A 24,611-nucleotide genomic window follows, 5' to 3' on the forward strand; every position below is an offset into this window, starting at 1 on the left:
GTCACTCACAAGATCTGTCCGCCGGCGTCATCGAGCGGCCGGCACCGGCGCCGGGGCGATGCCGCGGGCCACTCCGGCCGCGGTCAGACGCTTGGCGATGATCAGGCCGAGCTGGGTGAAGATCGCGGCGCTGGCGAAGAGCAGGACGAAGAAGGCGACCTGGGCCGCGGTCGTCATGTCGTCGATGTTGAAGTAGGCGTAGGCGCTGATCGCGTAGTAGACCTGGAACAGCGCCCCGGTCAGGAAGAACAGCCAGGGCCGCCAGATCCGGTACAGGGTGATCAGGAAGCCCAGTTCCAGAGCGCCGCCGACCATCAGGTTGGTGATGATGGCGCTCGGACCGGCCGGCGACGCGATGTTGATGATCCCGGCGAGGAACATCGTCAGCACCGCGGCGCCGGGGCGGCGCAGCACGGCGAGGGCGACGACCGGTCCGAGGAACCACACGCCGGCGATCGCCGCGTAGGCCAGCGGAACGGCCGCGGAGATTGCGAACGACACGAAATAGGCGGGTATCAGCAGCACGCCGGTGGCCGCGCCGATCGCCGCGCACGCCATCAGATAACGGGTGGTGAGGGTCTTCATCCGAGAGCTCCAGGGAGATGGGGTACGAAACACAGGGCGATCAGGAGCGCGGCGAGCACGGCGTCACGGGAGCGCAGCGGGACCTGCCGGCGTTCGGTGCGGGTCCGGTCCGCCCCGAATCCCCGCGCCTCCATCGCCAGCGACACCCGGTCGCCGTGCCGCATGGCACCGGCGAGCAGCGGCACCGCGTAGCCGCCGTACCGCCGGAGGGTGGTCACCGGCCCGCGTCCGCCGCTCACGCCGCGCACCCGGTGCGCCAGCCGGATGATCTCGAGGTCACGCTGGAAGCGGGGCACGAACCGCATCGCCGCGAAACCCGCGTATCCGATTCGGTACGGCACCCGCAGGTGCGCGATCATCGAGCGGACCAGGTCCGGCCCGTCCGTGGTCAGGCCCACGATCAGCCCGAGCAACAGCACGGCGGCCACCCGCAGGCCGGTGGCGAGCCCGGTGTGCAGCGCGCCGGACCAGAGTGTGAACGGCCCGATCGTGAGCAGCGCCGTGGTCTCGTCGACCAGGGCAGGGTCCGTCCAGATCCCGAACGACACGGTCAGCAGCGCCACCAGCAGGGGTGGTCCGGCCACGACCCACAGCAGGGTACGGCCGCGCAGTCCACCGCCGATCAGCAGCAGGAGCAGCGCGATCGTGCCGATCACGGCCGGTGTCCACAGGTCCCGGGACAGGGCCACCACGATCATCGCGGGCACCGGTGCGAGCGTTTTGACCACCGGGTTGTACGAGCGCAGCGACCGGATCGAGTCGCTCATCGGGCGGTCTCCAGCACGGGCAGGTCGGCGAGCCGGGTCAGCCGGCGCCAACCGGGGTGACGGGTGAGCGCGCGGGCGGCCCGGGCGATCGGCGGTGGCCTCAGTCCGGCGGCGGCCAGCACCGCGGCGTCGGCGTAGACGTCGGCGGGCGTCCCGTCGGCGATCACCCGGCCGTCGGCCAGGACCAGGAGCCGGGTCGCGTACTCGGCGATCAGGTGCATGTCGTGGCTGACCACGACGATCGTGGTGCCGTCGGCGTGCAGGGCGTCGAGCAGGTCGAGCAGTTCGGTGGCGCGTTCCCGGTCCTGGCCGAACGTCGGCTCGTCGAGCACCAGCACGGCCGGCCGGGTCACCAGGGCGGTGCCGACGGAGAGCCGGCGCTTCTGGCCACCGGAGAGCAGGAACGGGTGCACGGCACGCAACTCCCGCAGGCCGAGGCGGTCCAGCAGGTCCTCGACGCGCGCGTCGATCTCGGCCTGTGGTCTCCGGAGAACCTTCATCCCGTACGCCAGCTCGTCGTCGACCCGGTTGGTGAGGAACTGGTGCTCCGGGTTCTGGAAGACGAACCCGGACGACCCGGTGACCTCGACCGTCCCGCGCGGCACGCCGACGACCCCGGCGATCGCCTGGGCGAGCGTGGTCTTGCCGGCCCCGTTGGCGCCGGCCACCGCGACGAACTCTCCGGCGCCGATCGACAGCGTGATGTCGTGCAGGATCGCCCTCCGTCCGCGGTGGACGGTCATTCCGCGTACCCGCACCGAGGTCTCGACAGCGATCGGCACGGCCGTCGGGACCGTGGGAGCCGGCAACTCGGGAAGCGTGTCGAGGCCGGCGGCGAGCTCGGACGGGGTCAGCGGCAGCGGGTCCAGCCGGATGCCGGCCGCGCGCAACCGCAGCGCCGCGAGGGTGGCGACCGGCAGCCACACCCCCAGTTCGACCAGCTCGTCCACGTGGTCGGTGAGGATTCTCCGGGCCGGGCCGTCGAGCGTCACCCTGCCGCCGGCGTCCAGCACGATCACCCGGTCGACGAAGTCGATGGCCGCGTCCAGGTTGTGCTCGACCAGCAGCACGGCGCGATCCCGCCCGGCGGCGATCTCCCGCAGCGTCCGGTAGACCTCTTCGACACCGGCCGGGTCGAGGTTCGCGGTGGGTTCGTCGAGGACCAGCACGGAGGTACGCAACGCGAGCGCACAGGCGATGGCGAGCCGCTGCCGGCCGCCACCGGAGAGCCGGTCCGGGTCGTCGTCGCGACGTTCCCACAGCCCGACCCGGCGCAGCGCCTCCTCGGCGCGGTCCAGCACCTCGGCGGCGGGCAGCAGCAGGTTCTCCGGGCCGAAGCAGACCTCGTCGAGGACGCTCGCCGTGACGATCTGGGCGTCCGGGTCCTGGAAGACCATGGCCACGTCACGGGCCAGGGCGGGCACCGGGGTGGTGACGGTGTCCCGTCCGCCGACGGTCACGGTGCCGTCCATCCGCGCGCCGATGACCTGTGGGATCAGGCCGTTCGCGGTCAGCGTGAGGGTGGATTTGCCGCATCCGGAGGGACCGAGCAGCAGCACCACCTCGCCGGCGCGCAGCTCCGCGGAGACGTCTCGCGGCCGGGGCTCGCCGTGGCTCGGGGCACCGGATTCGTCGTACACCTCGTGCCGCACGGACACGCCGGTGAGCCGCAGCAGCACGTCGGACATGCGGATAAGGATAGGCATACCTCATTTCCCAGTTCGTCACGGAGCGGGTCGCGCGCCTCACGTTCGGTCGATAGCCTGCGACCATCCACTTCAGACACGGGGAGATTCCGAAGTGAAACTGCTGTCCGCCCTGGCCACCGCGGCCGCGGCCACCCTGCTCGCCGCGGCGCCGGCCGCCGCGAGCCCACCGGCGGTCGTCGCCGATTCGTTCGTTCTCAGCACCGGCGTGGCCGAGGGCCAGCTGATCGGCAACAACCCGACGATCCGCCCGGTCTTCGCCGAAGGCGTCGAGTTGGCGAAGGTCGAGGTGCTGTTCAAGGACGTCGTGAAGGGCACCTTCGACGCGCCGATTCCGCCGGCGCTGACCTTCTACCTGACCGGCTTCCACGAGCAGACCGTCCCGTTGACCGTCCGGGCCTACGACGTCGACGGCGACGTCAGTGAGGCGAGCACACCGGTCCGGGTCGATCTCCGGGCGCCGATGAGCATCGTCTACCCGGCCGCGAACGCCGTCATCGGCGGGACGACGCCGATCCAGTTCAACTCCCGCGACGGCGACCTGGCCCGGATCGAGATCCGGGACATGGCCGGCAACACTCTCGCCCAGACCACTCAGGCTCCGTGGGTCCTCAACTGGGACACCCGTCCGTTCAACGGCTTCACGAAGGTGCGGCTGATCATCAGGGACGGCGCCGACAACAGCTGGGACATGGACCGGACCTACTTCATCGACAACGTGGGCCCCGAAATCGCGAACATCCTCCCGGAGCACAACACCCTGATCCGCGGCAGCACTGTCACCAGGATCTTCGCCGGCGACTCGAGCGGCCTCATCACCATCTCGGTCAAGGACGGCCAGCCGACCGCTGATCCCCTGCGGTGGATCGTCAACCCCACCGAGCAGGGCCCCTACACCATCGTGTGGACCATCGCCGACCGGCGGGGTTACAGCACGACGGGCGAGCGCGTCGTGATCAACGACACTGTCGGCGCCGATCTGAGCATCACCGAGGCCCCGGAGGACGGCTCGACCCTGACCGAGCCGGTCGAGATCAGCGCCGAGGCCACGGACCTCAACGGCGTCGACCGGGTCGAGCTCGTGATCGACGGCACAGTGGCGGCGACCGACACCGACAGCGGCTACCGCTTCACCCTCGATCCGGAGAACCACGGCACGAACATCAAGGTACGACTCCGCGCGTACGACCGCGCGGGTAACGAGACGACGAGCAGCGAATACACGTACCACCGCTGAGCGTGGTGTGATCGGGGCCTCTCCGCCCGGAGGCCCCGATCGTTGACCTCAATTCAGGTTGAGGTTCTAACGTCGTTTCCGTCGGTGGGCAGGAGCGAGGTGAGGAAACCAGTGTTGAGCGGTATCGAAACCGGCATCGGGGAGCTCTTCAAGTCCGCCTTCCGCCGCTATCCGACCGGGATAGCGGTGATCGCCGCACAGGGCGCGCACGGTCCGGCCGGGCTGACCGCGTCGAGCGTGGCCTCGGTCTCGGTCGATCCACCGGCGCTGTCGTTCTCGGTGATCGGCTCCCGTTCGGCGCGGGCCATCCTCGAGGCGCCGAGCTTCACCGTCAACCTGCTCGGACCCGGGCACGCCGGCCTGGCCCGCGACTTCGCCCGGACCGGCGGGCCGCGCTTCACTCCCGAACAGGGCTGGAGCGTGCTGCCGACGGGAGAGCCGTTCCTGCCCGGCGCCCAGGCGAGCCTGCGGGCCGCTCCGCTGCATCTGGTCCCGGTCGGTGACTCCACCGTCGTGGTCGCCACCGTGCTCGAGGTGCTGCTCGGCCCGGCCGAGGGGCGGCTCGTGCACCACGACCGCGAGTTCTTCACCCACGTTCACGGAAACGGAAACGGAATCTGATGCGACTGCCCCGCCTGTTCACCCCGCGCACCGTCGTCAGCGCGCACTGCGACCTGCCGTGCGGCGTCTACGACCCGGCCCAGGCCCGGATCGAGGCCGAGTCGATCAAGGCGATCGCCGAGAAGTACCGGGCCAACGAGGACCCGGAGTTCCGTACCCGGGCCCTGATCATCAAGGAGCAGCGGGCCGAGCTCGTCAAGCACCACCTATGGGTGCTGTGGACCGACTACTTCAAGGCCCCGCACTTCGAGAAGTACCCGCAGCTGCACCAGCTCTTCAACGACGCCACCAAGCTGGCCGGAGCCGGTGGCGCCAAGGGCTCGATCGACCCGGCCGTCGCCGATCAGCTGCTCGCGAAGATCGAGGAGATCAGCAAGATCTTCTGGGAGACCAAGCAGAACTGATATCCGGACCGCCGTCCGCTGCGTGCGCTAGTTCCCCTCGGGGAAGTCCTTGACGTCGGAGTAGCCGGCCGGGGCGGGCGGCTCCACCGGCGCGTAGATCACCCGGATCACACCGGTCGGAAAGGCCTCCGTGGCCAGCACCTTCAGATGCTGCACCGGGCTGCCCTCGGTGAAGAGCTTGTCGCCCTTGCCGGCCGCGACCGGATGGATGAGCAGCCGCAATTCGTCGATCAGCCCGGCGGCCAGCAGCTGGTGCACGACGTCGAGGGAGCCCGGGATGAGGATGCCCTTGATGCTCTCGTCCGCTTTCAGGGCCCGGACGGCGTCGGTCAGCTCGCCGTCGATGAGCTCCGAGTTGCGCCAGGTGAACTCGAGGTCCTGCCGGGACGCGACCACCTTGCGGGTGTCGCCCAGCTGCTTGGCGAACGGCGCGTCCTCGCCGCCGGCGGCCTCCCGGTCCGGCCAGGCGCCGGCGAAGCTGTCGTACGTGTTGCGCCCGATCAGCAGCACGTCGGAGGTTTCGTAGTCCTCAGTGACCGCGCGTCCCATGTTCTCGTCGAAGTAGGGGAAGTGCCAGTCCGGGTCGATCTCGGCGACGCCGTCGGCGGAGATGAACAGGGTCGAGATGAGCTTCGCCATGGTGGTGGCCCCTTCGTGTCGGTGTCTCGATCCAGTAGACCGAGCCACCGACACGAACTCATCGGTCCCGGCGAAAAAGTCCGGCGAAAATCAGGGAAGAGCGTTCAGGAACGGCTCGTGGCTGTTCTTGAACTCCCAGTTGTAGAAGCGGTCCCAGTTGATCGACCACGTCATGAGGCCACGGAAGTTCGGGTTGAGACCGCTGCGCACCGTGTAACCGCCACAGTTCGCGCCCTTGACCAGGCAGTTCACTGCCTGCTGGACACCGGCCGGCGCGACGTATCCGTTGCCGGCGCTGACCGAGCTGGGCGCACCGAAGGCGACCTGGTCCTCACGCAGTCCGGGGAAGACGTTCGCGGTGTTACCGGCGACCGGGAAGCCGGCCATCATCATGTCGGTCATCGCGATGTGGAAGTCGGCGCCGCCCATCGAGTGGTACTGGTTGTCCAGACCCATGATCGAGCCGGAGTTGTAGTCCTGGACGTGCAGCACGGTGAGGAAGTCGCGCACCGCGTGGATCACCGGGAGGTAGGAACCGGCGCGCGGGTCCTGGCCGCCCCACGGGCCCGAGCCGTAGTACTGGTAGCCGAGCTGGACGAAGAACGTCTCCGGGGCCATGGTCAGCACGAAACCGGCGCCGTAGCGGGTCTTCAGCGACTTGAGCGCGCTGATCAGGTTGACGATGACCGGGGTGGTCGGGTTCTTGAAGTCGGTGTCGCCGGTGTTCAGCGACAGCGAGTGGCCCTCGAAGTCGATGTCGACGCCGTCCAGGCCGTACTTGTCGATGATCGCGCTGACCGAGCTGACGAACTTGTCGCGCGCCGCCGTGGTGGTGAGCTGGACCTGGCCGTTCTGCCCGCCGATGGAGAGCAGCACCTTCTTGCCGGCCTGGCGCTTGGCCTTGATCGCGGCGATGAACTGCGCCTCGGTCTCCACGCCGGGGCACTCGGTGGCCGGGCAGAGGGTGAACCGGATGTCACCTGAGGTGACGCTGGTCGGCTCGCCGAACGAGAGGTTGATGATGTCCCACTCGGCGGGCACGTCGGCCATCTTCAGGTAACCGGCACCGTTGGCGAAGCTGGCGTGCAGGTAGCCGATGAGCGCGTGCTTCGGCAGGCCACCGACGGGGATCGGGGTGCTCGGCGACGTCGACGGGGACGGGGACGGGCTCGACGGGGACGGCGAAGGGCTGGACGGGCTCGGTGACGGGCTGGAGGGGGACGGGCTCGACGGCGACGGGTTGGTCGTACCGCCGCAGGCGCCGTTGTTGATCCAGACGTCCCACTGGCCGCTCTTCAGGACCGGGTCCTCGCCCTGGGTCCACCACCTGGCCGTGTAGTTGTTGCCGCCCTTGGAGGCGACGTTGTCCTTGACGTAGACGGAGGAGGCGCTCCAGGCGGGAGCACAGGCCACGGCCGCACTCGCGGTCGAGGCCACGTAGACGAGGGAGCCCGCGGCGGCCAGGATCGCTGCCGTGGCCAGGAGAACGGATCGACGCATGGCTAATTATTAGGACTGTTAACTGATTCTGTAAACACCTCCGATCGAACCCTGTGGTAACCGGAGCCGTAAGAGAACTAAGGTGGCACCGGTCACGCGGGCCATCGAGATGGTTGCCTCAGACCCGTACGGTCGTGGGAACATGCGTGGTCGATGTCGGAGCAGGGGTAGGAGAACGGTTGCCTAAGTCAGCGAAGCGTCGTCGCACACCGCTGTGGGCGCGACTGTGCGCCGCCTTCGGCGCCGTCCTCATGGTCGCCAGCGGCGGCACCCTGGTCACCGGCCAGACCCTCATCGCCAAGTACACCGGCGGCATCACCGACGAGGGCCTGCTCGAGGGCGACGCGGCGCAGGCCGCGTCGAAGAAGAAGGAAGAGATCAAGGGCCCGCTGACGCTGCTGCTCGTCGGCATCGACCCGCGGAAGGCGGAGACTCCGCCGCTGTCCGACTCGATCCTCATCGCGCACATTCCGGCCGACATGAGCACGGCCTACCTCTTCTCGATGCCCCGCGACCTTTACGTGGACATCCCGGCCGACTCGAAGTCCGGCGTCCGGGCACACCGCGGGAAGATCAACTCGGCGATGGCACTGGGCAGCCAGGTCAACGGCAAGATCGACGTCACGAACGGCTTCAAGGTGCTCTCCAAGACGGTGCGCAACTACACCGGGATCGAGCAGTTCGACGCCGCGGCGATCATCAACTTCGGCGGATTCAAGGACATGGTCGAGGCACTGGGCGGCGTGTCCATGGTCATCGACATGGATGTGAAGTCGGAGCACCTGACCCCCGAGGGCAAGCAGCGGCCGCGCAAGTCGAGCTGCCCGGTGACCTCCAAGTGCGACCACCCGTACACCGGGCCGCAGGCGTACTACAAGAAGAGCTCCAAGCCGGTCCGGCTCCAGCCGTGGCAGGCGCTCGACTACGTCCGCCAGCGGTACCCGAACGCCGGTGTCCCGATGAGCGACTACGACCGCCAGCGCCACCAGCAGCAGTTCATCAAGGCCATGGCCAAGGAGGCGCTGACCAAGGGTGTCATCACCGACGTCGGCAAGATGACGAAGATCCTGGACGCGGCCGGCAAGTCACTGACCTTCGCGGGCGGCGGCAACAGCCCGATCGAGTGGGCCCTGGCGCTCAAGGACGTGAACGTCGACGACATGGTCACGATCAAGCTGCCCGGTGGCGGCAAGTTCGAGAACGGCAAGTACCTGGGTGAGGAGTTCCTGCCGGCCGCCACCGCCGAGAACTTCTTCACGGCGGTCAAGCAGGACAAGGTCGCCCAGTTCCTCATCGACAACCCGGGCATCGTCAACATGGACAGCTAGAGAGCTTTCGCAGTCGAGGTCCAGCTCACCGGCCCGATCTCAGCCCTCGAATCCAGCTGCCATGACGTGGCTTGGCTACGGCTGGGGCACACACCCAGGCTTCGCGTGTGCTCCTGACGTCGTCGGCAACAACGGTGAGGTCCCACGCCGCCGGTCCGTGGACGCCTGCCGCCGCCATCGCGACGGCAGGGTCGCACACAACGACTAAGTGTGATCCCGCCGCCGCAACACCGGCTCTCCACAGCGACGCTATCCGGTGCGCCGGATCAGGCCGCGCTCTCCGCGGCACCGGATCAGGTCGCGCTCTCCGCGGCACCGGCTCAGGCCGCGCTCTTCGCGGCGGCCAATCGATCCCGCTGCCCTCCGTTGCCGGCCTGGCTTCCACGGCTGAGCTACGGCTGGCGGGCCGCACCCTGACTGCGAAGGCTCTCTAGAACCTTTACGGTCAGGGTCTGAGGCTGGTGGGGATAGCCATGTCCCGGACCGCCTGATCGCCCAGCCGTGCCCAGTGAACCCTTCCCCGGGCTGTTGATCGCCCAGCCGTGGCAGGCGAACCCTTCCCCAGGCCGCCTGATCGCCCAGCCGTGGCAGGCGAACCCCTCCCAGGGCTGTTGATCGCCCAGCCGTGGCGGGCGAACCCTTCCCCAGGCCGCCTGATCGCCCAGCCGTGGCAGGCGAACCCCTCCCAGGGCTGTTGATCGCCCAGCCGTGGCAGGCGAACCCTTCCCCAGGCCGCCTGATCGCCCAGCCGTGGCAGGCGAACCCCTCCCAGGGCCGGAGGCAGCGATATCCCGGAGCCCGGCTCCGAAAACGGCCCTAGTTGATCGTCCAGCACCGGGCCGCGGCGATAACCGACCCCGCGGCCCCGGAGCCCACGACGGTAACGCCAGGCCATCGGCCGACCGAGCGCCACCACGGCTCAGACGGATGCGGCTGACGGGCCGGAAACCCCGACGGCGAAAGCTCTCCAGGTTCTGTCACCACATCGAAAAGAGGCGCCGCGGATGATCCGCGGCGCCCCTTCCAGTTTCCGATCAGGCGCGGGTCCACTTCTGGTTGGCCGCGCCGACGCAGTCCCAGAGGTGGAGACGGGCGCCGTTGGCGCTGTTCACCTCGGCGATGTCGACGCACTTGTTGGCCGAGATGTTCACCAGGTCACCGGCTCCGGAGAGGGTGAACCGCTGCACCGGGTTGCCGTTGCAGGTCACGAGCTGGATCGGGGTGCCGTTGGTGAGAGCACCACCGGCCGGGTCCATGCACTTGCCCATCGCGCGGACCGTGCCGTCACTGTTGAAGGTCCAGTTCTGGGCGGCACTGCCGTTGCAGTCCCACATCTGCAGCCGCGCACCGTCGACCGCGTTCGCGCCCGGGATGTCGATGCACTTGCCGTTGAGGTTGCTCTTCAGCGCGTTGCCGCCGGCCGGCGGCGGCGTGGTCGAGTCGTTCCAGGCCGAGACGCGCACCCAGTCGACCAGCATGGTCTGCGGGAACGAGGTGGAGGCGTCCGGGCTGCCCGGCCAGTTGCCACCGACCGCGACGTTCAGGATCAGGAAGAACGGGTGGTCGAAGACCCACTGACGGCCGCCGAGCGAGGCCGGTGTGACGCGGAAGTACTCACTGCCGTCGACGTACCAGACGATCAGATTCGGAGACCATTCGACGGCGTACGAGTGGAAGGCGTCCCCGAGAGGCGCGGAGAAGGTCCGGTTGCCGCCGATCGCGCTGCCGCCGGAGTAGCCGGGGCCGTGGACGGTGCCGTACAGCTTGTTCGGCTCCTTGCCGACGTTCTCCATGATGTCGATCTCGCCGGACTGCGGCCAGCCGACGCTGCCCAGGTTGTCGCCGAGCATCCAGAACGCCGGCCAGATGCCCTGACCCCGCGGCACCTTGATGCTGGCCTCGCACCGGCCGTAGCGCTGGGTGAACTTGCCCGAGGTGAGGATCCGGCCCGACGTGTACTGGCACGAGCCGTACCAGCACTGGTAGCCGGCCGGGTTCTCCTTGCGGGCGGTGATCGCCAGGTGACCCTGACCGTCCTGGCGGACGTTGTTCGTGGAGTTGGTGTAGTACTGCAGCTCGCTGTTGCCGAAACCGCCGCCGCCGACGTCGAAGTTCCACTTCGACGAGTCGATCGCGGTACCGGCCGCCCCGTTGAACTCGTCTGACCAGGTCACCGGGCCTATCGCGGCTTCCGCCGTGTCGTTGGTCGAGGCAACGGTCAGGGCGCCGGCCAGGGTGACCGCGACGACGGCTGCGCCCAGCAGAGTGCGTATCCCACGCATGGGGAACCTCCTGGGGGAGAGGGATGTTACAACTGGAAACAGTGTTTATAGTTCGACTGCCATCAGTCAATGGGGACGGGTTCCGGAACCGCCGATAACACCTTCTCGATCCCCGCCTGGAACGTCCCCGCGGGGCCAGCGTGGCCTTTGACTGTTTTCAGCGCCGAAATATGCCGCTGATTAAACAATCGTTAAGGCATTAAGAACGCCCATCTATGGCCTGCGCCACCATTCCGCACGGCATTGCGCAACTCATGTATGTTCGGTTGCGCCGGAGCGGCGGGGGACCCGCTCCGAGCTGCCCAAAAGGCGTTGAGAAACAATTCTTCGGGGGGTCACAAAATGACGCCATCCATCTCCGTCAATAGACGGGAGATGCTTCGTTACGGTGCGGCGACCGCGGCCGTGGCGAGCGGATTCGTCGGCGCCCAGGTTATGGCGAATCCGGCGGCCGGTAAGGACCCGCGCGACTTCGAACTCGAATACCGGGGCAAGCGGATCCGTGGTGTGCACGTCGGTGCACAGGACGTCCGGTCGCTCAGCCGGAACCGGTCGAGGTCGCACGAGGTGTTCATCGACGACCGCAAGCTGGCCGTCATGGAGATCGAACTACCGGCAGCCGGGGGCGGTGTGACGGTCGGGTTCATCAGCGCGATCAACCACTACGAACCGGTGCTGATCGACACCGGCCGCAACCGGGGTGGCCTGCTCGAACTCACCAAACGGGCGGTCGACGTCCTGGGTGACGCCGAACTGACCACCATGGCCGGTGCCGCCCACGAGCACGGGCGGTGACACATGGGCATCCGTAAGAACGCGCGGGATCTGACCAGCGCCGAGAAGGCCGCCTTCGTCGCCGCGGTGAAGGGTCTCAAAGCGCAGACCACCGGCCGCAACTACGACTGGTTCGTCACCACACACATCCAGTTCTTCGCCGCCGTCGGCGGGATCCGGTACGCCCACCAGTCGCCGTCGTTCCTGCCCTGGCACCGTCAGTACCTGATCGAGTTCGAGAAGGCGCTGCAGGCCATCGACCCGGCGGTCGACCTGCCCTACTGGGACTGGACCACCGACCGGACGACCACCGGAACGCCGTTCACGGCGGACCTCATGGGCGGCAACGGCTCCGGCGGCAACGGCCCGGTCACCACCGGCCCGTTCGCCGGGGCCACCAACTGGCGGATCACCGTGAGCCCGTCCTCGTCGACGTCGTTGCGCCGGGCCATGGGCAACCGCGCGCTGCCGACCAGTGCGCAGGTGGACTCGGTACTCGGCGTCGCGGCGTACGACGCCGCCCCGTGGAACACCTCGGCGAGCGGCGGCATGCGCAACCGGCTGGAGGGCTGGCAGACACCGAACCTACACAATTCGGTCCACGTCTGGGTCGGCGGGCACATGGGCCAGCAGGACTCGCCCAACGATCCGGTCTTCTGGCTGCACCACTGCAACATCGACCGGTTGTGGTCGCGCTGGCAGACCCGCTGGGGCTTCGACTCCGGCCACTATCTGCCGGCGGCAGGCACCTCCGGGGTGGTCGACCTGAACGAGACCATGCAGCCGTGGCCGGGTGTGACCCCGGCGACGGTCCTCGATCACCGGGCGACGTACACCTACGCCTGAGGGGGCCGCTCGAGATCCGCCGCCGCTGCCGGGTGGCGGGTCTCGAGCGGGGTGGCGGCTCGCCCCAGCACCGGCAGGATCGCGGCGATCGTGAGGGCCAGCCAGAGCCGGGCGTTGCCCAGCACGAACTCGGCGCCGGGCAGGCGTGCGCCGTGCGACGTCACCGGCAGGATCATGACCGCGAGCACCACCGCGATCCAAGCCACCCGCATCCGCGGGCCCGCGCCGACCACCACCAGCACGGCCAGCACGAGCCACACCTGGTGGTGGGTCCAGGACACCGGGGAGAAGACCAGTCCGGCGGCGCCGACGATCACCGCGGCGAGCAGGGGGCGATCCTGCCGGTACGCCAGGGAGGCCCGGTAGAGCGCCGCCGCGACCACGGCGAGGCCGATGATCCCGGCGATGAGCGCACGCGCCGAGTCGGGTATATCGGCCCGCAGCAGCGCCCCGTTCAGCGACTGGTTGCCGCCGGTGGCGATGTGCCCCACCCGGTTGACGTTCCAGATCTCGGTGAACCAGAACCGCACCGAATCGGATGGCAGGATCAGCCAGGCGAGTGCCGTACAGCTGAGGAAGGTGATCGTCGAGACGACGGCCGTGCGCCGCTGGCCGGAGAACCAGTAGTACGGCACGAAGATCATCGGTGTCAGCTTGATCGCACCGGCCACTCCGGTCGCCACGCCCCGCCATCGTTCCGGGACCACCGCCAGGGCGTCCAGCAGGACGAGCGCCACCAGGAACACGCTGACCTGGCCGAACCGGAAGTTGCTGGAGATCGGCGCGGACGCGAACAGGGCGATCGCCAGCAGCGGTGTCAGCAGGCGCCGGTCGAACCGGCGGATCTCCGACCGGCCGGTCACAGCCCACGCCAGTGCCGCCACGACCGCGAACGTGCAGACACACCAGAGCGGTGCCAGCACTCCGAACGGGATCGGATGCAGGGGCGCGAAGACGAGACCGGCGAACGGTGGGTACGTGAAGGGCGCGGCGCCGTTCTGCGTGGCGAAGTCGTAGAGGCTCCCCCCACGCCACAGATCGGCCACGGCACCGAGGTAGACCTGCAGGTCGGAGAGCCGGCCATCCGGTGAGCGGCGCAGACCGCCCCACGCCTGGAGGCCCGCGACGACGGTTGCCACGATCCACGCGGCGACGATCCACCAGCGCCGGACCGAAGTACGCGTCGCCGAACTCGATGACATCTGCCGCCCTGCCCCCCGAAACAAAGGCACAGTGTAGGCACAGTGCGGCAAGGCGATCCGCCCCGCCGAATCGGGTATTTAGGCGATTGGTCGGGTTTTGGCGTGCTGCCCGCATACGTTACGTGCGTGCATGCTCTGGCCCGTACCTCAGCCGCGGTGTTGTCGTCTCTGCTCCTGGCCGTTCCGGCCACCGCCGCACCGGCACCGACCCTGTGGGACCACGTCGGCTACGACGCCGAGGACAGCTGGTTCAACCCTGGTGAGAGGACCCTCACGGCGGCTCGTGTCGGACGGCTCAGCACGAAATGGTCGGTCAAGCTGCGTACCGCGGACACCTGCTCCGATTTCGGCCTTCCCGTCGTGTCCGGCGGGCGGATCTTCGTGGGCGACCGGGCCGGCATCTCGGCCCGCTCGATCGCCACCGGCGCCCAGCAATGGGCGTTCAGCTGGGACGAGTTCGGGGACGGCACCCGCCCGCGGCTGGCGGTGTCCGACGGGCTGCTCATCGCCGGCTACCACGACTGCGGCTCGGTCAGCGATCCGAACAGCCGGCTGATCGCCCTCGACGTCGCCACCGGGAAGAAGCGCTGGGCCGTCCGTACCCCGATCATGGGTGATCTCGTGGTGGACAAGGGCGTTGCCCTGCTCTCCGAGACCGACGGCGTCTACGGCGAGACCCTGACCGTGGCCTACCGGGTACGCGACGGCAGGGAGTTGTGGCGGGCACCGAACCGGCACACCGGCGGCTCCTCCGCGAACGGCGTGGTGGCCGCGTTCACCACCGACGGCGAGGGCATCCGGACCGGTCAGACGGCCGCGCTGGACATCATCAGCGGCGCGGTGCGGTGGACGGCGAAACACCATCTGGCCGCCGGGGCCGCATCCCCGGCCGGTGACGTGTTCTACGGCAGCGACGGCTCCGACCGGCTCGCCGCGGTCGGCGCCGGGGACGGGAAGGTCAGGTGGACGGCACCGCCGGCCGAGGACGCCGAGAACTACCGGATCGCGGCGGACGGCGCGCGGGTCTACCGGTCGAGCAACCGGACCGTCGCGGCGCTGGACGCCCGTACCGGCAAGCAGTTGTGGAGCCGGAAGCTGAAGGCCTCCGCGGGCCAGCCGCTGGTCGCGGGCGGACTGGTCTACGCGGAGGCCGTCGTGCTGGACGCCGTGAAGGGCACGGTGGTCGCCGAAGGCTCAGCCTTCACCGGCGATCTGATCGTGACCGGCGGCGTCGTCTACCGGGTGCACGAGGGCACGCTGAGTGCCCAGGTCCCGAGGGTCAGCTGACGCGGCGGCAGGGGTCGCCGAAGTCCGGGTCGACGTGCAGCATCGCCCTGCGGGTGTTCGGGCCGTACTGCCCATCCGAGGCGGTGCCGGCGACCCGCTGCACCTCGCGCAGCGCCCGTTCGGTGTTGCCGCCGAAGTCGCCGTCGATGACCAGCGGGTAGACGCCCACTCGGGTGAGCGCGGTGCGGTAGCAGTCGTTCATCGTGTCCTGGAGCCGGCGGACACCCTCGCTGAAGTTGCCGCGGACCATGTTGCAGGTGACCGAGCCGCCGGAGGTGGACGGGACCAGGGCGCCCTGATAGGTGACCGACGTCGAGCAGGTCGGCGTCGCCAGGATGGTGATCGGGTCGGCTGCGGCGGCGCCCGCCGACACCAGCTGGACCGCGGCGAAGCCCGCCGCCATCAGGGCCACCGTGGTCGCACGCCTTGTCACACGTGTTGCCATCTCTTTCTCCCCGTTCATCGTTGTTGCGGAACAACCCGGGCGCACCGTATCAGAATCTAGCGATGTTCATCGATGTAGCTACGTCATGACCAAACGGGGATATCGACGGCGCCGAGATTTTAGGTTGTTTAAGGTCCACCCTCTTTACATTCACTGTTAACAGTCCTAAAGATTGACCTATCCCCAGGTCATCCATGGAAGGACTGCGATGAAGCGCTCCAGATCGGTAATCCTCGCCACGGTCACGGCGCTGGCCGCCGGCGGTGCGGCGACCTACTTCGCGGGGAACGCGTCGGCCGCGACGGCCTGCGGTCCCGCGTGGAGCGCGTCCGCGGTCTACGTCAAGGGCAACGTGGCCTCGCAGAACGGCCACAACTACACCGCCAAGTGGTGGACGCAGAACGAGTCACCGGCTGTCCGCAGTGGTCAGTGGGACGTGTGGGCCGACAACGGCGTCTGCGAGGGCGGCACCACGCCGACCACGCCGCCGACCACCACACCGCCCACCACCACGCCCCCGACCACCACTCCGCCGACCACTACTCCCCCCACCACGACGCCACCGACGACCCAGCCGCCCTCCAACGGCACGCTGCCGAAGCACTTCCTCACCGGGTACTGGCAGAACTTCGACAACGGCGCCGCCCCGCTCAAGCTCGCCGCCGTCCCGAACACCTACGACCTGATCGCGGTCGCCTTCGCGGACGCCACCAGCACGCCCGGTGCGGTCACCTTCAACCTCGACCCGGGCCTGGCCACGGCCGTCGGCGGGTACACCGACGCCCAGTTCAAGGCGGACATCGCCACGCTGCACTCCCGCGGCAAGAAGGTGATCATCTCGGTCGGTGGCGAGAAGGGCACGGTCGCCGTCAACAGCGCGTCCGCGGCCACCGCGTTCGCCGACTCGGTGCACACGCTGATCCGCAACTACGGCTTCGACGGCGTGGACATCGACCTGGAGAACGGGCTCAACCCGACCTACATGGCGCAGGCGCTGCGCAGCCTGCGGGCCAAGGTCGGCAGCAGCCTGATCATCACGATGGCGCCGCAGACCATCGACATGCAGAACCCGGCGTCCTCGTACTTCAAGCTGGCGCTCGACATCAAGGACATCCTCACCGTCGTCTTCACGCAGTACTACAACTCCGGCGCGATGCTCGGCTGTGACAACAACGCCGCGTACGGCCAGGGCAACGTCAACTTCCTGACCGCGCTCGCCTGCATCCCGCTGCAGAACGGCCTGCGCCCGGACCAGGTCGCCCTCGGCCTGCCGTCCAGCACCCGCGCCGCCGGTGGCGGTTACGTCGCCCCGTCGGTCGTCAACGCCGCCCTCGACTGCCTGGCCAAGGGCACCAACTGCGGCACCTTCAAGCCGCCGGCCACCTACCCGGGCATCCGCGGCGCCATGACCTGGTCGATCAACTGGGACGTGACCAACGGCAACGCCTGGGCCAACACGGTCGACCCGCACCTCGCCACTCTTCCCTGACTGGATCCCCCATGAAGCTGAGCAGGAAAATCGCCCTCATCGTGTCGGTCGGAGCGGTCGGAGCCGCCGCCGCGATCCTTCCGATGGCCACCTCGAGCGCAGCCGTCGCGTGCGCCCCGGCGTGGAGCGCGTCCGCGGTCTACGTGAAGGACAACCAGGCCTCGCAGAACGGCCGCAACTACACCGCCAAGTGGTGGACGCAGAACGAGTCGCCGGCCACCAACAGCAGCCAGTGGGCGGTCTGGGCCGACAACGGCGTCTGCGGCGGTACGACCACGCCCACCACGCCGCCGACGACGCCGCCCACCACCGACCCGACGACACCCCCGGCCACCGGCACGAAGATGGCCGCCGCGCCGTACCTCTACCCCGGCTGGGGCAACCCGCCCGCACCGGCGACCGTCGTTCAGGCGACCGGCATCAAGTCCTTCACCCTGGCGTTCGTGCTGGCCAGCGGCGGCTGCAACCCGGCGTGGGACGGCTCGTCCGGCCTGACCGGCGGGGCGCACGCCAGCACCATCGCCGCCATCCGCGCGGCCGGCGCCGACGTGGTGCCCTCGATCGGCGGCTGGAGCGGCAACAAGCTCGGCCCGAACTGCTCGACCCCCGAGGCGCTCGCCGGCGCGTACCAGAAGGTGATCGACACCTTCCAGCTCAAGGCGATCGACATCGACATCGAGAACACCGACGAGTTCGAGAACTACGTCGTCGCCGACCGGATCGTCGACGCGCTGAAGATCGTCAAGCAGAAGAACCCCGGCGTGAAGACGATCCTCACCTTCGGCACCACGCCGACCGGCCCGAACGCGCACGGTGTCCGGCTGATCCAGCAGGCCAAGGCCAAGAACGCGAACATCGACATCTTCACCCAGATGCCGTTCGACTTCAGCGGCCACGCCGACATGTACGCCTCGACCGTCGGCGCGACCGAGGGTCTGAAGAACGTGCTGAAGTCGACGTTCGGCTGGACCGACGCTCAGGCGTACTCCCGGATCGGGATCTCCGGGATGAACGGGCTCTCCGACCAGCAGGAGGTCACCACGGTCGAGACCTGGACCCGGATCCGTGACTACGCCAAGAACAAGGGCCTGGCTCGCTTCGCCTTCTGGGCGGTCAACCGGGACCGCGGCTGCGCCGGTGGCGGCGTGGTCAGCAACTGCTCCGGCATCGCGCAGACCGACTGGGCGTTCACCAAGGTGAGCGCCGGCTTCTGATCCTCATCGAACTCCTGCCACCGGGCCGACCGCCCGGTGGCAGGATGGTTCGGTGACAGCGGAGGACCTCGACGAGGCGGTGACGGTCTTCACGACCGTGCGCCCACGACTGTTCGGCATCGCCTATCGGATGCTCGGCAGCGCCGCCGAGGCCGAGGACCTGCTGCAGGACGTGTGGCTGCGGTGGCAGACGACCGACCGCGGTCAGGTGCTCAACCCGGCCGCGTTCCTGGCCACGACGACGACCCGGCTGGCGATCAACGCACTCCAGTCGGCGCGGGCGCGTCGGGAGACGTACATCGGGCCCTGGCTTCCCGAACCTGTCGACACCAGCGCGGACCCCTACCTGGGCGCCGAGCGCGGAGAGGCGCTCGAGTTCGCGGCGATGCTCCTGATGGAGAGACTCAACCCCAACGAACGTGCGGCGTACGTCCTCCGCGAGGCCTTCGACTATCCGTACGCGCAGATCGCCGCGATCCTCCAGACCACCGAACCCGCGGTCCGGCAGCTGGTCAACCGCGCCCGTCGGCACGTGACCGGCGAACGGCGAACCCCGGTGAGTGCCGAGGACCAGAAACGGCTGCTCACCACATTCGTCGCGGCCGCCCGTTCCGGCGACACAGCCGCTCTCGAGAAGCTTTTCGCGGTCGACGTGGTCAGCGTGTCCGACGGCAACGGCGCGAAGCAGGTGTCCCGCTTCCCGGTGACCGGCGTGGCCAAGCTGGCGAACATGTTCCATGTACTCGCCGACTGGTACTGGGAGGACGTCGAGGTGCGCTGGAGCACCCTGAACGGCCAGGCGTCCGCCCTGCTGTACCGGGACGGAACGATCGCCGCGGTGCTGACCGTCACCGCCTCGGAGCAGGGCATCGACCAGCTGCTGTGGCTGATGAATCCGGACAAGCTCCGCTCCCTGTAACCATGTATCGGCGGACCATGGTTGCCGCTCCGGAGCCGGGTCAACGTGGTGTTCATGACAAGAGTGCGGATCTCACCGCTGGACCTGAACGGAAGGCTCGCCCTGGTCACCGGGGCGAGCGGTGGCCTCGGACTGGGGCTGTCCACCCGGCTCGCCGCCGCCGGAGCCGAGGTCGTGCTGGCCGTCCGGGACACCACCAAGGGGCGTGGCGCCCTGCGGCGGATCGAGGCCGAGGTGCCAGGTGCCCGTGTCACCGTGCGTGAGCTGGACCTGGCGTCGCTGGCGTCCATCGAGGTGCTGACCAAGGAGCTGAACGGCGCGGACCGGCCGCTCCACCTGCTGATCAACAACGCCGGGGTGATGGCACCCGCCACCCGGCACACCACCGCGGACGGCTTCGAGCTGCAGTTCGGCACCAACCATCTGGGGCACTTCGCGCTCACCACCGGGCTGCTGCCGGTGCTGCGTGCCGGGCGTGCCCGGGTGACGACGGTCACCAGCAGCGCGGCCCGGCAGGCACGGCCGGGCTGGACGGATCCGCAGAGCGAGCGGGCGTACGCGGCGGTCCGCGCCTACGGCCGGTCGAAGCTCGCCAACCTGATGTTCGCCCTCGAACTGGACCGGCGCAGCCGTGAGCAGGGCTGGGGCATCGTGAGCAACGCGGCCCACCCCGGCACCACGCTGACCGGCCTGTACGCCGCCGGCCCCAACCTGGGACGGCAGCGCCCCGCCCCGCACGAGGCGATCATGTCGAGGCTGGCCCGCTGGGGCATCCTGGTACACGGCGTGGAGCAGGGACTTCAACCGATCCTGTACGCCGCGGCCGACCCGCACGCCGGAGGCGGCCGCCTCTACGGGCCGGACGGAATCGGTCAGTTCACCGGCGGACCGGCCGAACTGGGGATCTACCGCTCCGCCCGCGACCGGGACGCCGCCGCCCGTCTGTGGTCGCTGTCCGCCGACGCCGTGAAGGGATGATCCTCGTGGACCGTGCGCGTCTGGCCGAGTACCTGCGCAGCCGGCGGGAGGCGTTGCGGCCCGAGGATGCAGGACTGCCACGCGGGCAGCGCCGCCGCACCCGCGGCCTGCGCCGGGAGGAGGTGGCCGTGCTCAGCGACATGTCGATCGACTACTACACCCGCCTCGAGCAGCCGCGCGGTCCACACCCGTCGGAGCAGATCCTGGGCGCGCTCGCCCGGGGCCTGCGCCTCTCTCTGGAAGAGCGTGATCATCTCTTCCACCTGGGCGGTTACCCGACTCCGCGCCGGTCCGCCGACACCGGGCACGTCAATCCGGGCATGATGCGGATCTTCGACGGGCTACGGGACGCCGCCGCCCTGGTGGTGTCGCATCTCGGCGAGACGCTGCTGCAGACCGGACCGGCGGTGGCGCTGCTCGGCGACGACAGCGTCCACACCGGACCGGCGCGTAGCAGGCACTACCGGTGGTTCACCGACCCGGCCGCCCGGCTGCTGTACCCCGTCGAGGAGCACGCGGAGCAGAGCCGGGTCATCGTCGCGGATCTGCTCGTGTCGTACACCCGGGACGGGGTCCGGTCCCGCGCCGCCGAGCTGGCCGACGATCTGCTCACGGTGAGCCCGGAGTTCGCGGCGCTGTGGCGGGAGCATCCGGTCACGGGCGCCTACTGCGGGCCGCAGCGCTTCGCCCATCCGCTGGTCGGAGCGCTGGAGCTGAACTGTCAACGGCTCATCGACCCGGACCAGTCACAGCAGCTGGTGGTCTACACGGCGACGCCCGGCACTGTGAGCCACGACAAATTCTCGTTGATCTGCGGCGGGCTCGTCACAGATTCCGGTGCTGCCCGGTCATGACTGGTGATCGGGCGGAGCAGCCGCCCGGCGTACCGGAGGTAAGTCATGAAGGTCGTGGTTGTCGGTGGCACCGGTCTCATCGGTTCGAAGCTCGTGGCACGGCTCGGGGAGCACGGGCACGAGGCGATCGCCGCGTCGCCGAACACCGGGGTCGACACCCTCACCGGCGCTGGTCTCGACGAGGTCCTGACCGGCGCGGACGTGGTGGTCGACGTGTCCAATTCACCGTCTTTCGAGGACGCGGCGGTGCTGAACTTCTTCGAGACGTCGACGCGCAATCTGCTGGCCGCCGAGGCGAAGGCGGGCGTACGCCACCACGTCGCCCTGTCGGTGGTCGGCACCGAGCGGCTCCAGCAGAGCGGCTACTTCCGGGCCAAGCTCGCCCAGGAGGAGCTGATCCGCAAGTCGGACGTCCCGTACTCGATCGTGCACGCGACCCAGTTCTTCGAGTTCGCGAAGAGCATGGTGGCCGCGGCCACCGACGGCGACGTGGTGCGGTTCGCGCCGGTGCACTTCCAGCCGGTGGCCGGTGACGACGTGGCCCAGGCGGTCGGCCGGACCGCGGTGGGCACGCCGCTGAACGGGATCGTCGAGGTGGCCGGACCGGAGACGTTCCGGATGGACGAGTTCTTCCGGGCCGGACTGGCCAAGATCGGTGACCCGCGTGAGGTGGTCACCGACCCTGCCGCCAGGTACTTCGGCGCCGATCTGGACGAGAACACCCTGACCCCGGCCGGGGACGGCGCCCTGCTCGGCACGATCACCTATCAGGAGTTCAAGGCGCGTCAGGCCGGCTAGGTCGGTCGCAACTGGACCGTAACGTCGATTCGAGGGCGGCTCGTCCTTTCGCATGATCCCCTTTCGGTGATCTTCGATATAGCGTCGCCCTCGAACTCGACGCGTTCCAGCGTCCCCATCCACGGGGGAAACATGGTTACAAAAAGGATCGGCGCGGCTGCCATGGCGCTGCTGACCGGCACGACCGGCCTGACGATCGGCACCGCCGCCCCGGCGTCCGCCGACGGCAACCAGATCCTCTCCATCAAATCGGTCGGCGATGTCGTGGTCGACGGAGTGCACGAGCGGGTCTTCATCACCGACCCGGCCGGCGGCAAGGTCATCGCGACCGACTACAGCGGCAACGAACTCGGCAGCGCGCCGGTGGCCGACGCGCGGAACCTCGCCCTGACGCCCGACTCCTCGCGGCTCTACGTGAGCTCGCTGAGCGAGTCGGCGATCTTCGCGCTGGACACCACCGACCTGACCCAGACCGCGAAGTACTCCACCACCGTCAAGCCGAAGGACCTGGCTCTCGCCGGTGACCGGATCTGGTTCTCGTACGCCAACGGTGTCGGGGGCAGACTCGGCACGGTCGACCCTGTCGGCGAGAACCCGGTGACGCTGGAGCTCTACAAGACCGGATCGTGGGCCGCCGAGCTGGACACCACCGCGGCGAAGCCGAACCGGATCGGCGTGGCGTCCAAGGGGACGATCGCCGTCCTCGACGTGTCCGGGGACACGATCACCGAAGTGGGGGCGGCCGACTCCCTCGCCGAGGTCCAGGACGTGGCGTTGTCCCCGGACGGTGAGCAGATCGCCACGGTCTACAACACCAGCTTCGGGATCATGCTGCGGCACGTCAGCGACTTGACGACCGCGCGGCGGCTCGCTTACCCGACCCAGGCGTTCTCGAACGCTGTGGACTTCGCGGCCGACGGGCGGGTCGCCGGCGGCAGCGGGACCGTCTCCGATCCGGACCTGCACATCTTCGCGCCGTCCGGCGAGTCGATCAAAGAGATCGCCTACCCGTTGTCCGGGCTCGGGCAGGACCAGGGCATCGCGTGGGAACCGAACGGCAACCGCCTGTTCGGCATCCAGTCGAACGGCAACGTGTACCGGTTCAACGTCTTCGCCGACACGTGGACGTCCCCGACGAAACTGACCCTCACCGGTCCGTCGACGGCGCTCCCCGGCGCGCAGGTCACCGTCACCGGCAAGCTGACCTCGTCGTTGACGCTGGCCGACGGCATCACCGTCGAGCTGTCCCGGGACGGCACCGCACTGGGTCCCGTCGCAGTCGGTCCGGACGGCTCGTTCTCGTTCACCGACACCCCGCCGGGCGAGGGCAGGGCGACCTACCAGGTCTCGTACGCCGGAGACGCCACCCACGAGCCGTCGGCAGCGACCGCATCGGTCGAGGTCGCCAAGGCCCAGCCGACGATGGCCCTGTTCGGCCCCACGACGGCGATCCCGGGTCAGGCGATCACCATCCCCGGCCGGCTGGTCTCGCCGGTCGCGGAATGGAATGGCGCCTCGGTCACGGTCTCGCGCAACGGCACACCGCTGGGCACGTTCGCCGTCGACACGAAGAACGACTTCTCCTTCACCGACACCCCGCCGGGTGAGGGCACGTGGGAATACCAGGCGTCCTACGCGGGCGACGCCATCCGCCTGCCGGTCACCGCGACGACGTCGGTGGTCGTCTCCCGGACGGCGTCCACGCTGACGCTCGCCGGGCCGTCCTCGGCGACCCGGGCCAAGGCACTCACCATCACCGGCAAGCTGGCCTCACCGCTGACGCTGTCCGCCGGCACCAAGGTGTCGGTCACCCGCGTCGACCTGGAGTACCCGTCCGGCAGGTCGCTGGGAACCAAGACCGTCGCCGCCAACGGCACGTTCTCCATCGTCGACACCCCGACGGCCGGCGGCACCGTCACCTACCGGGTCTCCTACGCCGGTGACCTCACGCACACCCCGGCGTCGGCCAGCAAGGCGGTCGCGGTCTCCCGGACCGCTCCGGCTCTGGCGATCAACAACAACGGCAAGACTTATGCGTACGGCCAGACGGTGACCTTCACCGCGAAACTCGGTACCACGTACAAGAACCGGGTCGTGGAGATCTGGGCCGACCCTGCGGGTGCCGACCAGGCCCGCAAGCTGGTCAAACGCGCCACCGTGAGCAAGACGGGTTACGTCTCGGCCAGCGTCAAGCTGACCCGCAACACCACGGTGTCCGCGGTGTTCACCGGTGACGCGCGGACCGCTCCGCGGACCGTGTACGCGAACGTCGGCGCGAAGGCCTACCTCAAGCTGCACCTGTCGAGGTACTACAAGAACGCCAAGATCGGCAAGATCACGTACAAGTTCTACCGCACCAACTCGGTCGCCTGGTTCACCAACGCGATGAACAGCGCCTCGCAGCGGCTCGTCTACGTGCAGGTCCAGCGTTACTCCGGCGGCAAGTGGCGGAACTGGGACGGCCGCTACTTCGACGCGACCGACATCCTGTTCCTGCCGGGCACCGGCCTGAACGGCGCCAAGTTCCGGATCCGGACGGCGTACGTCAAGGGCAGCTCCGGCGACAGCATGAACATCACCACCTGGGCGCCGTACCAGTACTTCACCTTCACCAAGTAGCGGCACCCACCGAGACGGCCGGGGATCCACATCGGGTTCCCGGCCGTTCGCCGTGTACGACTCAGGTCGTACCCGAAGGTCCATCATCAAGACGGACGCCGGTGACCGGACCGCTTT

General features: G+C 68.8%; 22 protein-coding genes. 14 read left to right on the forward strand and 8 right to left on the reverse strand.

All coding sequences use genetic code 11. The annotated features are described in order from the left end of the window. Window positions 1–27 precede the first annotated feature (27 nt). The 3 genes from CLV67_RS21150 to CLV67_RS21160 are packed head-to-tail and all read right to left on the reverse strand — an operon-like array spanning window position 28 to window position 3,040. The gene (locus CLV67_RS21150; RefSeq protein ID WP_106320973.1) at window positions 28–585 is read right to left on the reverse strand and encodes an ECF transporter S component; all 558 of its coding nucleotides are present in this window, start codon (window positions 583–585) and stop codon (window positions 28–30) included. After that, window positions 582–1,352 carry an energy-coupling factor transporter transmembrane component T gene (locus tag CLV67_RS21155; protein WP_106320975.1) on the reverse strand — a complete coding sequence of 257 codons (771 nt, stop codon included), beginning with the start codon at window positions 1,350–1,352 and terminating at the stop codon, window positions 582–584. The genes CLV67_RS21150 and CLV67_RS21155 overlap by 4 nt, the downstream gene beginning before the upstream one ends. Beyond that, on the reverse strand, window positions 1,349–3,040 hold the full coding sequence (locus CLV67_RS21160) for an ABC transporter ATP-binding protein (RefSeq protein WP_239166697.1): 1,692 nt from the start codon (window positions 3,038–3,040) through the stop codon (window positions 1,349–1,351). Before CLV67_RS21160 ends, CLV67_RS21155 begins: the two co-directional genes overlap by 4 nt. A gap of 112 nt (window positions 3,041–3,152) precedes the next feature. Between CLV67_RS21160 and CLV67_RS21165 the strand changes: the two genes are divergently transcribed. The 3 genes from CLV67_RS21165 to sodN all read left to right on the forward strand — a co-directional run bounded on the left by CLV67_RS21165 (window position 3,153) and on the right by sodN (window position 5,320). Further along, window positions 3,153–4,295 (forward strand): Ig-like domain-containing protein, encoded by a 1,143-nt coding sequence (locus CLV67_RS21165; RefSeq protein WP_106320979.1) that lies wholly within the window; start codon window positions 3,153–3,155, stop codon window positions 4,293–4,295. A 114-nt stretch (window positions 4,296–4,409) separates the two neighbouring features. Then, complete coding sequence (locus CLV67_RS21170) at window positions 4,410–4,916, forward strand: flavin reductase family protein (RefSeq protein ID WP_203737503.1); 507 nt, start codon at window positions 4,410–4,412, stop codon at window positions 4,914–4,916. Further along, window positions 4,916–5,320: a superoxide dismutase, Ni gene (sodN, locus tag CLV67_RS21175; protein ID WP_106320981.1), complete on the forward strand. Its 405-nt coding sequence runs from the start codon at window positions 4,916–4,918 to the stop codon at window positions 5,318–5,320. The genes CLV67_RS21170 and sodN overlap by 1 nt, the downstream gene beginning before the upstream one ends. Window positions 5,321–5,347: 27 nt before the next feature. Here the strand turns inward: sodN and CLV67_RS21180 are convergent, their stop codons facing one another. Both CLV67_RS21180 and CLV67_RS21185 read right to left on the reverse strand, forming a co-directional pair. Next, window positions 5,348–5,959, reverse strand: coding sequence for a dihydrofolate reductase family protein (locus CLV67_RS21180; RefSeq protein WP_106320983.1), 612 nt, complete (start codon window positions 5,957–5,959; stop codon window positions 5,348–5,350). Window positions 5,960–6,049: 90 nt separating this feature from the next. Continuing rightward, window positions 6,050–7,459 carry a chitinase gene (locus CLV67_RS21185; RefSeq protein ID WP_106320985.1) on the reverse strand — a complete coding sequence of 470 codons (1,410 nt, stop codon included), beginning with the start codon at window positions 7,457–7,459 and terminating at the stop codon, window positions 6,050–6,052. Between the two features lie 179 nt (window positions 7,460–7,638). Here CLV67_RS21185 and CLV67_RS21190 point away from each other — a divergent pair, with 179 nt between their 5' ends. After that, complete coding sequence (locus CLV67_RS21190) at window positions 7,639–8,787, forward strand: LCP family protein (protein WP_444978867.1); 1,149 nt, start codon at window positions 7,639–7,641, stop codon at window positions 8,785–8,787. Window positions 8,788–9,821: 1,034 nt separating this feature from the next. On the opposite strand, the gene CLV67_RS21195 is transcribed toward CLV67_RS21190, so the two are convergent. After that, entirely contained in the window at window positions 9,822–11,069 is a 1,248-nt protein-coding gene (locus CLV67_RS21195) for a glycoside hydrolase family 16 protein (RefSeq protein ID WP_106320990.1), read from the reverse strand. Between the two features lie 375 nt (window positions 11,070–11,444). Here CLV67_RS21195 and CLV67_RS21200 point away from each other — a divergent pair, with 375 nt between their 5' ends. Together CLV67_RS21200 and CLV67_RS21205 are read left to right on the forward strand one after the other, a co-directional pair. Next, window positions 11,445–11,864, forward strand: coding sequence for a tyrosinase family oxidase copper chaperone (locus tag CLV67_RS21200; RefSeq protein WP_170153945.1), 420 nt, complete (start codon window positions 11,445–11,447; stop codon window positions 11,862–11,864). 3 nt (window positions 11,865–11,867) lie between these two features. After that, a complete protein-coding gene (locus CLV67_RS21205) occupies window positions 11,868–12,689 on the forward strand; it encodes a tyrosinase family protein (protein ID WP_106320994.1) in 822 nt (273 codons plus the stop codon). Here CLV67_RS21205 and CLV67_RS21210 read toward each other — a convergent pair. After that, window positions 12,680–13,891 (reverse strand): glycosyltransferase 87 family protein, encoded by a 1,212-nt coding sequence (locus CLV67_RS21210; protein ID WP_106320996.1) that lies wholly within the window; start codon window positions 13,889–13,891, stop codon window positions 12,680–12,682. The two genes, CLV67_RS21205 and CLV67_RS21210, sit on opposite strands and share 10 nt — an antisense overlap. A gap of 126 nt (window positions 13,892–14,017) precedes the next feature. On the opposite strand from CLV67_RS21210, the gene CLV67_RS21215 reads away from it, so the two are divergent. After that, the gene (locus CLV67_RS21215) at window positions 14,018–15,178 is read left to right on the forward strand and encodes an outer membrane protein assembly factor BamB family protein (RefSeq protein WP_146169244.1); all 1,161 of its coding nucleotides are present in this window, start codon (window positions 14,018–14,020) and stop codon (window positions 15,176–15,178) included. On the opposite strand, the gene CLV67_RS21220 is transcribed toward CLV67_RS21215, so the two are convergent. Continuing rightward, window positions 15,171–15,623: a peptidoglycan-binding domain-containing protein gene (locus tag CLV67_RS21220; RefSeq protein ID WP_170153946.1), complete on the reverse strand. Its 453-nt coding sequence runs from the start codon at window positions 15,621–15,623 to the stop codon at window positions 15,171–15,173. The two genes, CLV67_RS21215 and CLV67_RS21220, sit on opposite strands and share 8 nt — an antisense overlap. A 208-nt stretch (window positions 15,624–15,831) precedes the next feature. On the opposite strand from CLV67_RS21220, the gene CLV67_RS21225 reads away from it, so the two are divergent. The 7 genes from CLV67_RS21225 (at window position 15,832) to CLV67_RS21260 (ending at window position 24,494) form a co-directional block, all read left to right on the forward strand. Beyond that, the gene (locus CLV67_RS21225; RefSeq protein ID WP_106321002.1) at window positions 15,832–17,112 is read left to right on the forward strand and encodes a chitinase; all 1,281 of its coding nucleotides are present in this window, start codon (window positions 15,832–15,834) and stop codon (window positions 17,110–17,112) included. An 11-nt stretch (window positions 17,113–17,123) separates the two neighbouring features. Next, window positions 17,124–18,326: a glycosyl hydrolase family 18 protein gene (locus CLV67_RS21230; protein WP_106321004.1), complete on the forward strand. Its 1,203-nt coding sequence runs from the start codon at window positions 17,124–17,126 to the stop codon at window positions 18,324–18,326. Between the two features lie 52 nt (window positions 18,327–18,378). Beyond that, complete coding sequence (locus tag CLV67_RS21235) at window positions 18,379–19,245, forward strand: RNA polymerase sigma-70 factor (protein ID WP_106321006.1); 867 nt, start codon at window positions 18,379–18,381, stop codon at window positions 19,243–19,245. A gap of 54 nt (window positions 19,246–19,299) precedes the next feature. Next, window positions 19,300–20,223 (forward strand): SDR family oxidoreductase, encoded by a 924-nt coding sequence (locus CLV67_RS21240; protein WP_106321348.1) that lies wholly within the window; start codon window positions 19,300–19,302, stop codon window positions 20,221–20,223. Then, on the forward strand, window positions 20,220–21,077 hold the full coding sequence (locus CLV67_RS21245) for a helix-turn-helix transcriptional regulator (RefSeq protein ID WP_106321008.1): 858 nt from the start codon (window positions 20,220–20,222) through the stop codon (window positions 21,075–21,077). Before CLV67_RS21240 ends, CLV67_RS21245 begins: the two co-directional genes overlap by 4 nt. Window positions 21,078–21,122: 45 nt before the next feature. Further along, a complete protein-coding gene (locus tag CLV67_RS21250) occupies window positions 21,123–21,875 on the forward strand; it encodes an SDR family oxidoreductase (protein ID WP_106321010.1) in 753 nt (250 codons plus the stop codon). Between the two features lie 132 nt (window positions 21,876–22,007). Further along, complete coding sequence (locus tag CLV67_RS21260; RefSeq protein WP_146169245.1) at window positions 22,008–24,494, forward strand: Ig-like domain repeat protein; 2,487 nt, start codon at window positions 22,008–22,010, stop codon at window positions 24,492–24,494. The last annotated feature ends 117 nt before the right edge of the window (window positions 24,495–24,611 follow it).

The sequence above is a fragment of the Actinoplanes italicus genome, from assembly GCF_003001815.1.
GTDB classification, from domain to species: domain Bacteria; phylum Actinomycetota; class Actinomycetes; order Mycobacteriales; family Micromonosporaceae; genus Actinoplanes; species Actinoplanes italicus.

Bases quoted from the DNA above. Each gene is read 5' to 3' on its own strand.
- CLV67_RS21150 (WP_106320973.1), bottom strand. From the start codon at position 585: ATGAAGACCCTCACCACCCGTTATCTGATGGCGTGCGCGGCGATCGGC.
- CLV67_RS21155 (WP_106320975.1), bottom strand. From the start codon at position 1,352: ATGAGCGACTCGATCCGGTCGCTGCGCTCGTACAACCCGGTGGTCAAA.
- CLV67_RS21160 (WP_239166697.1), bottom strand. From the start codon at position 3,040: ATGTCCGACGTGCTGCTGCGGCTCACCGGCGTGTCCGTGCGGCACGAG.
- sodN (WP_106320981.1), top strand. From the start codon at position 4,916: ATGCGACTGCCCCGCCTGTTCACCCCGCGCACCGTCGTCAGCGCGCAC.
- CLV67_RS21180 (WP_106320983.1), bottom strand. From the start codon at position 5,959: ATGGCGAAGCTCATCTCGACCCTGTTCATCTCCGCCGACGGCGTCGCC.
- CLV67_RS21185 (WP_106320985.1), bottom strand. From the start codon at position 7,459: ATGCGTCGATCCGTTCTCCTGGCCACGGCAGCGATCCTGGCCGCCGCG.
- CLV67_RS21195 (WP_106320990.1), bottom strand. From the start codon at position 11,069: ATGCGTGGGATACGCACTCTGCTGGGCGCAGCCGTCGTCGCGGTCACC.
- CLV67_RS21200 (WP_170153945.1), top strand. From the start codon at position 11,445: ATGCTTCGTTACGGTGCGGCGACCGCGGCCGTGGCGAGCGGATTCGTC.
- CLV67_RS21205 (WP_106320994.1), top strand. From the start codon at position 11,868: ATGGGCATCCGTAAGAACGCGCGGGATCTGACCAGCGCCGAGAAGGCC.
- CLV67_RS21210 (WP_106320996.1), bottom strand. From the start codon at position 13,891: ATGTCATCGAGTTCGGCGACGCGTACTTCGGTCCGGCGCTGGTGGATC.
- CLV67_RS21220 (WP_170153946.1), bottom strand. From the start codon at position 15,623: ATGGCAACACGTGTGACAAGGCGTGCGACCACGGTGGCCCTGATGGCG.
- CLV67_RS21225 (WP_106321002.1), top strand. From the start codon at position 15,832: ATGAAGCGCTCCAGATCGGTAATCCTCGCCACGGTCACGGCGCTGGCC.
- CLV67_RS21230 (WP_106321004.1), top strand. From the start codon at position 17,124: ATGAAGCTGAGCAGGAAAATCGCCCTCATCGTGTCGGTCGGAGCGGTC.
- CLV67_RS21240 (WP_106321348.1), top strand. From the start codon at position 19,300: ATGACAAGAGTGCGGATCTCACCGCTGGACCTGAACGGAAGGCTCGCC.
- CLV67_RS21245 (WP_106321008.1), top strand. From the start codon at position 20,220: ATGATCCTCGTGGACCGTGCGCGTCTGGCCGAGTACCTGCGCAGCCGG.
- CLV67_RS21250 (WP_106321010.1), top strand. From the start codon at position 21,123: ATGAAGGTCGTGGTTGTCGGTGGCACCGGTCTCATCGGTTCGAAGCTC.
- CLV67_RS21260 (WP_146169245.1), top strand. From the start codon at position 22,008: ATGGTTACAAAAAGGATCGGCGCGGCTGCCATGGCGCTGCTGACCGGC.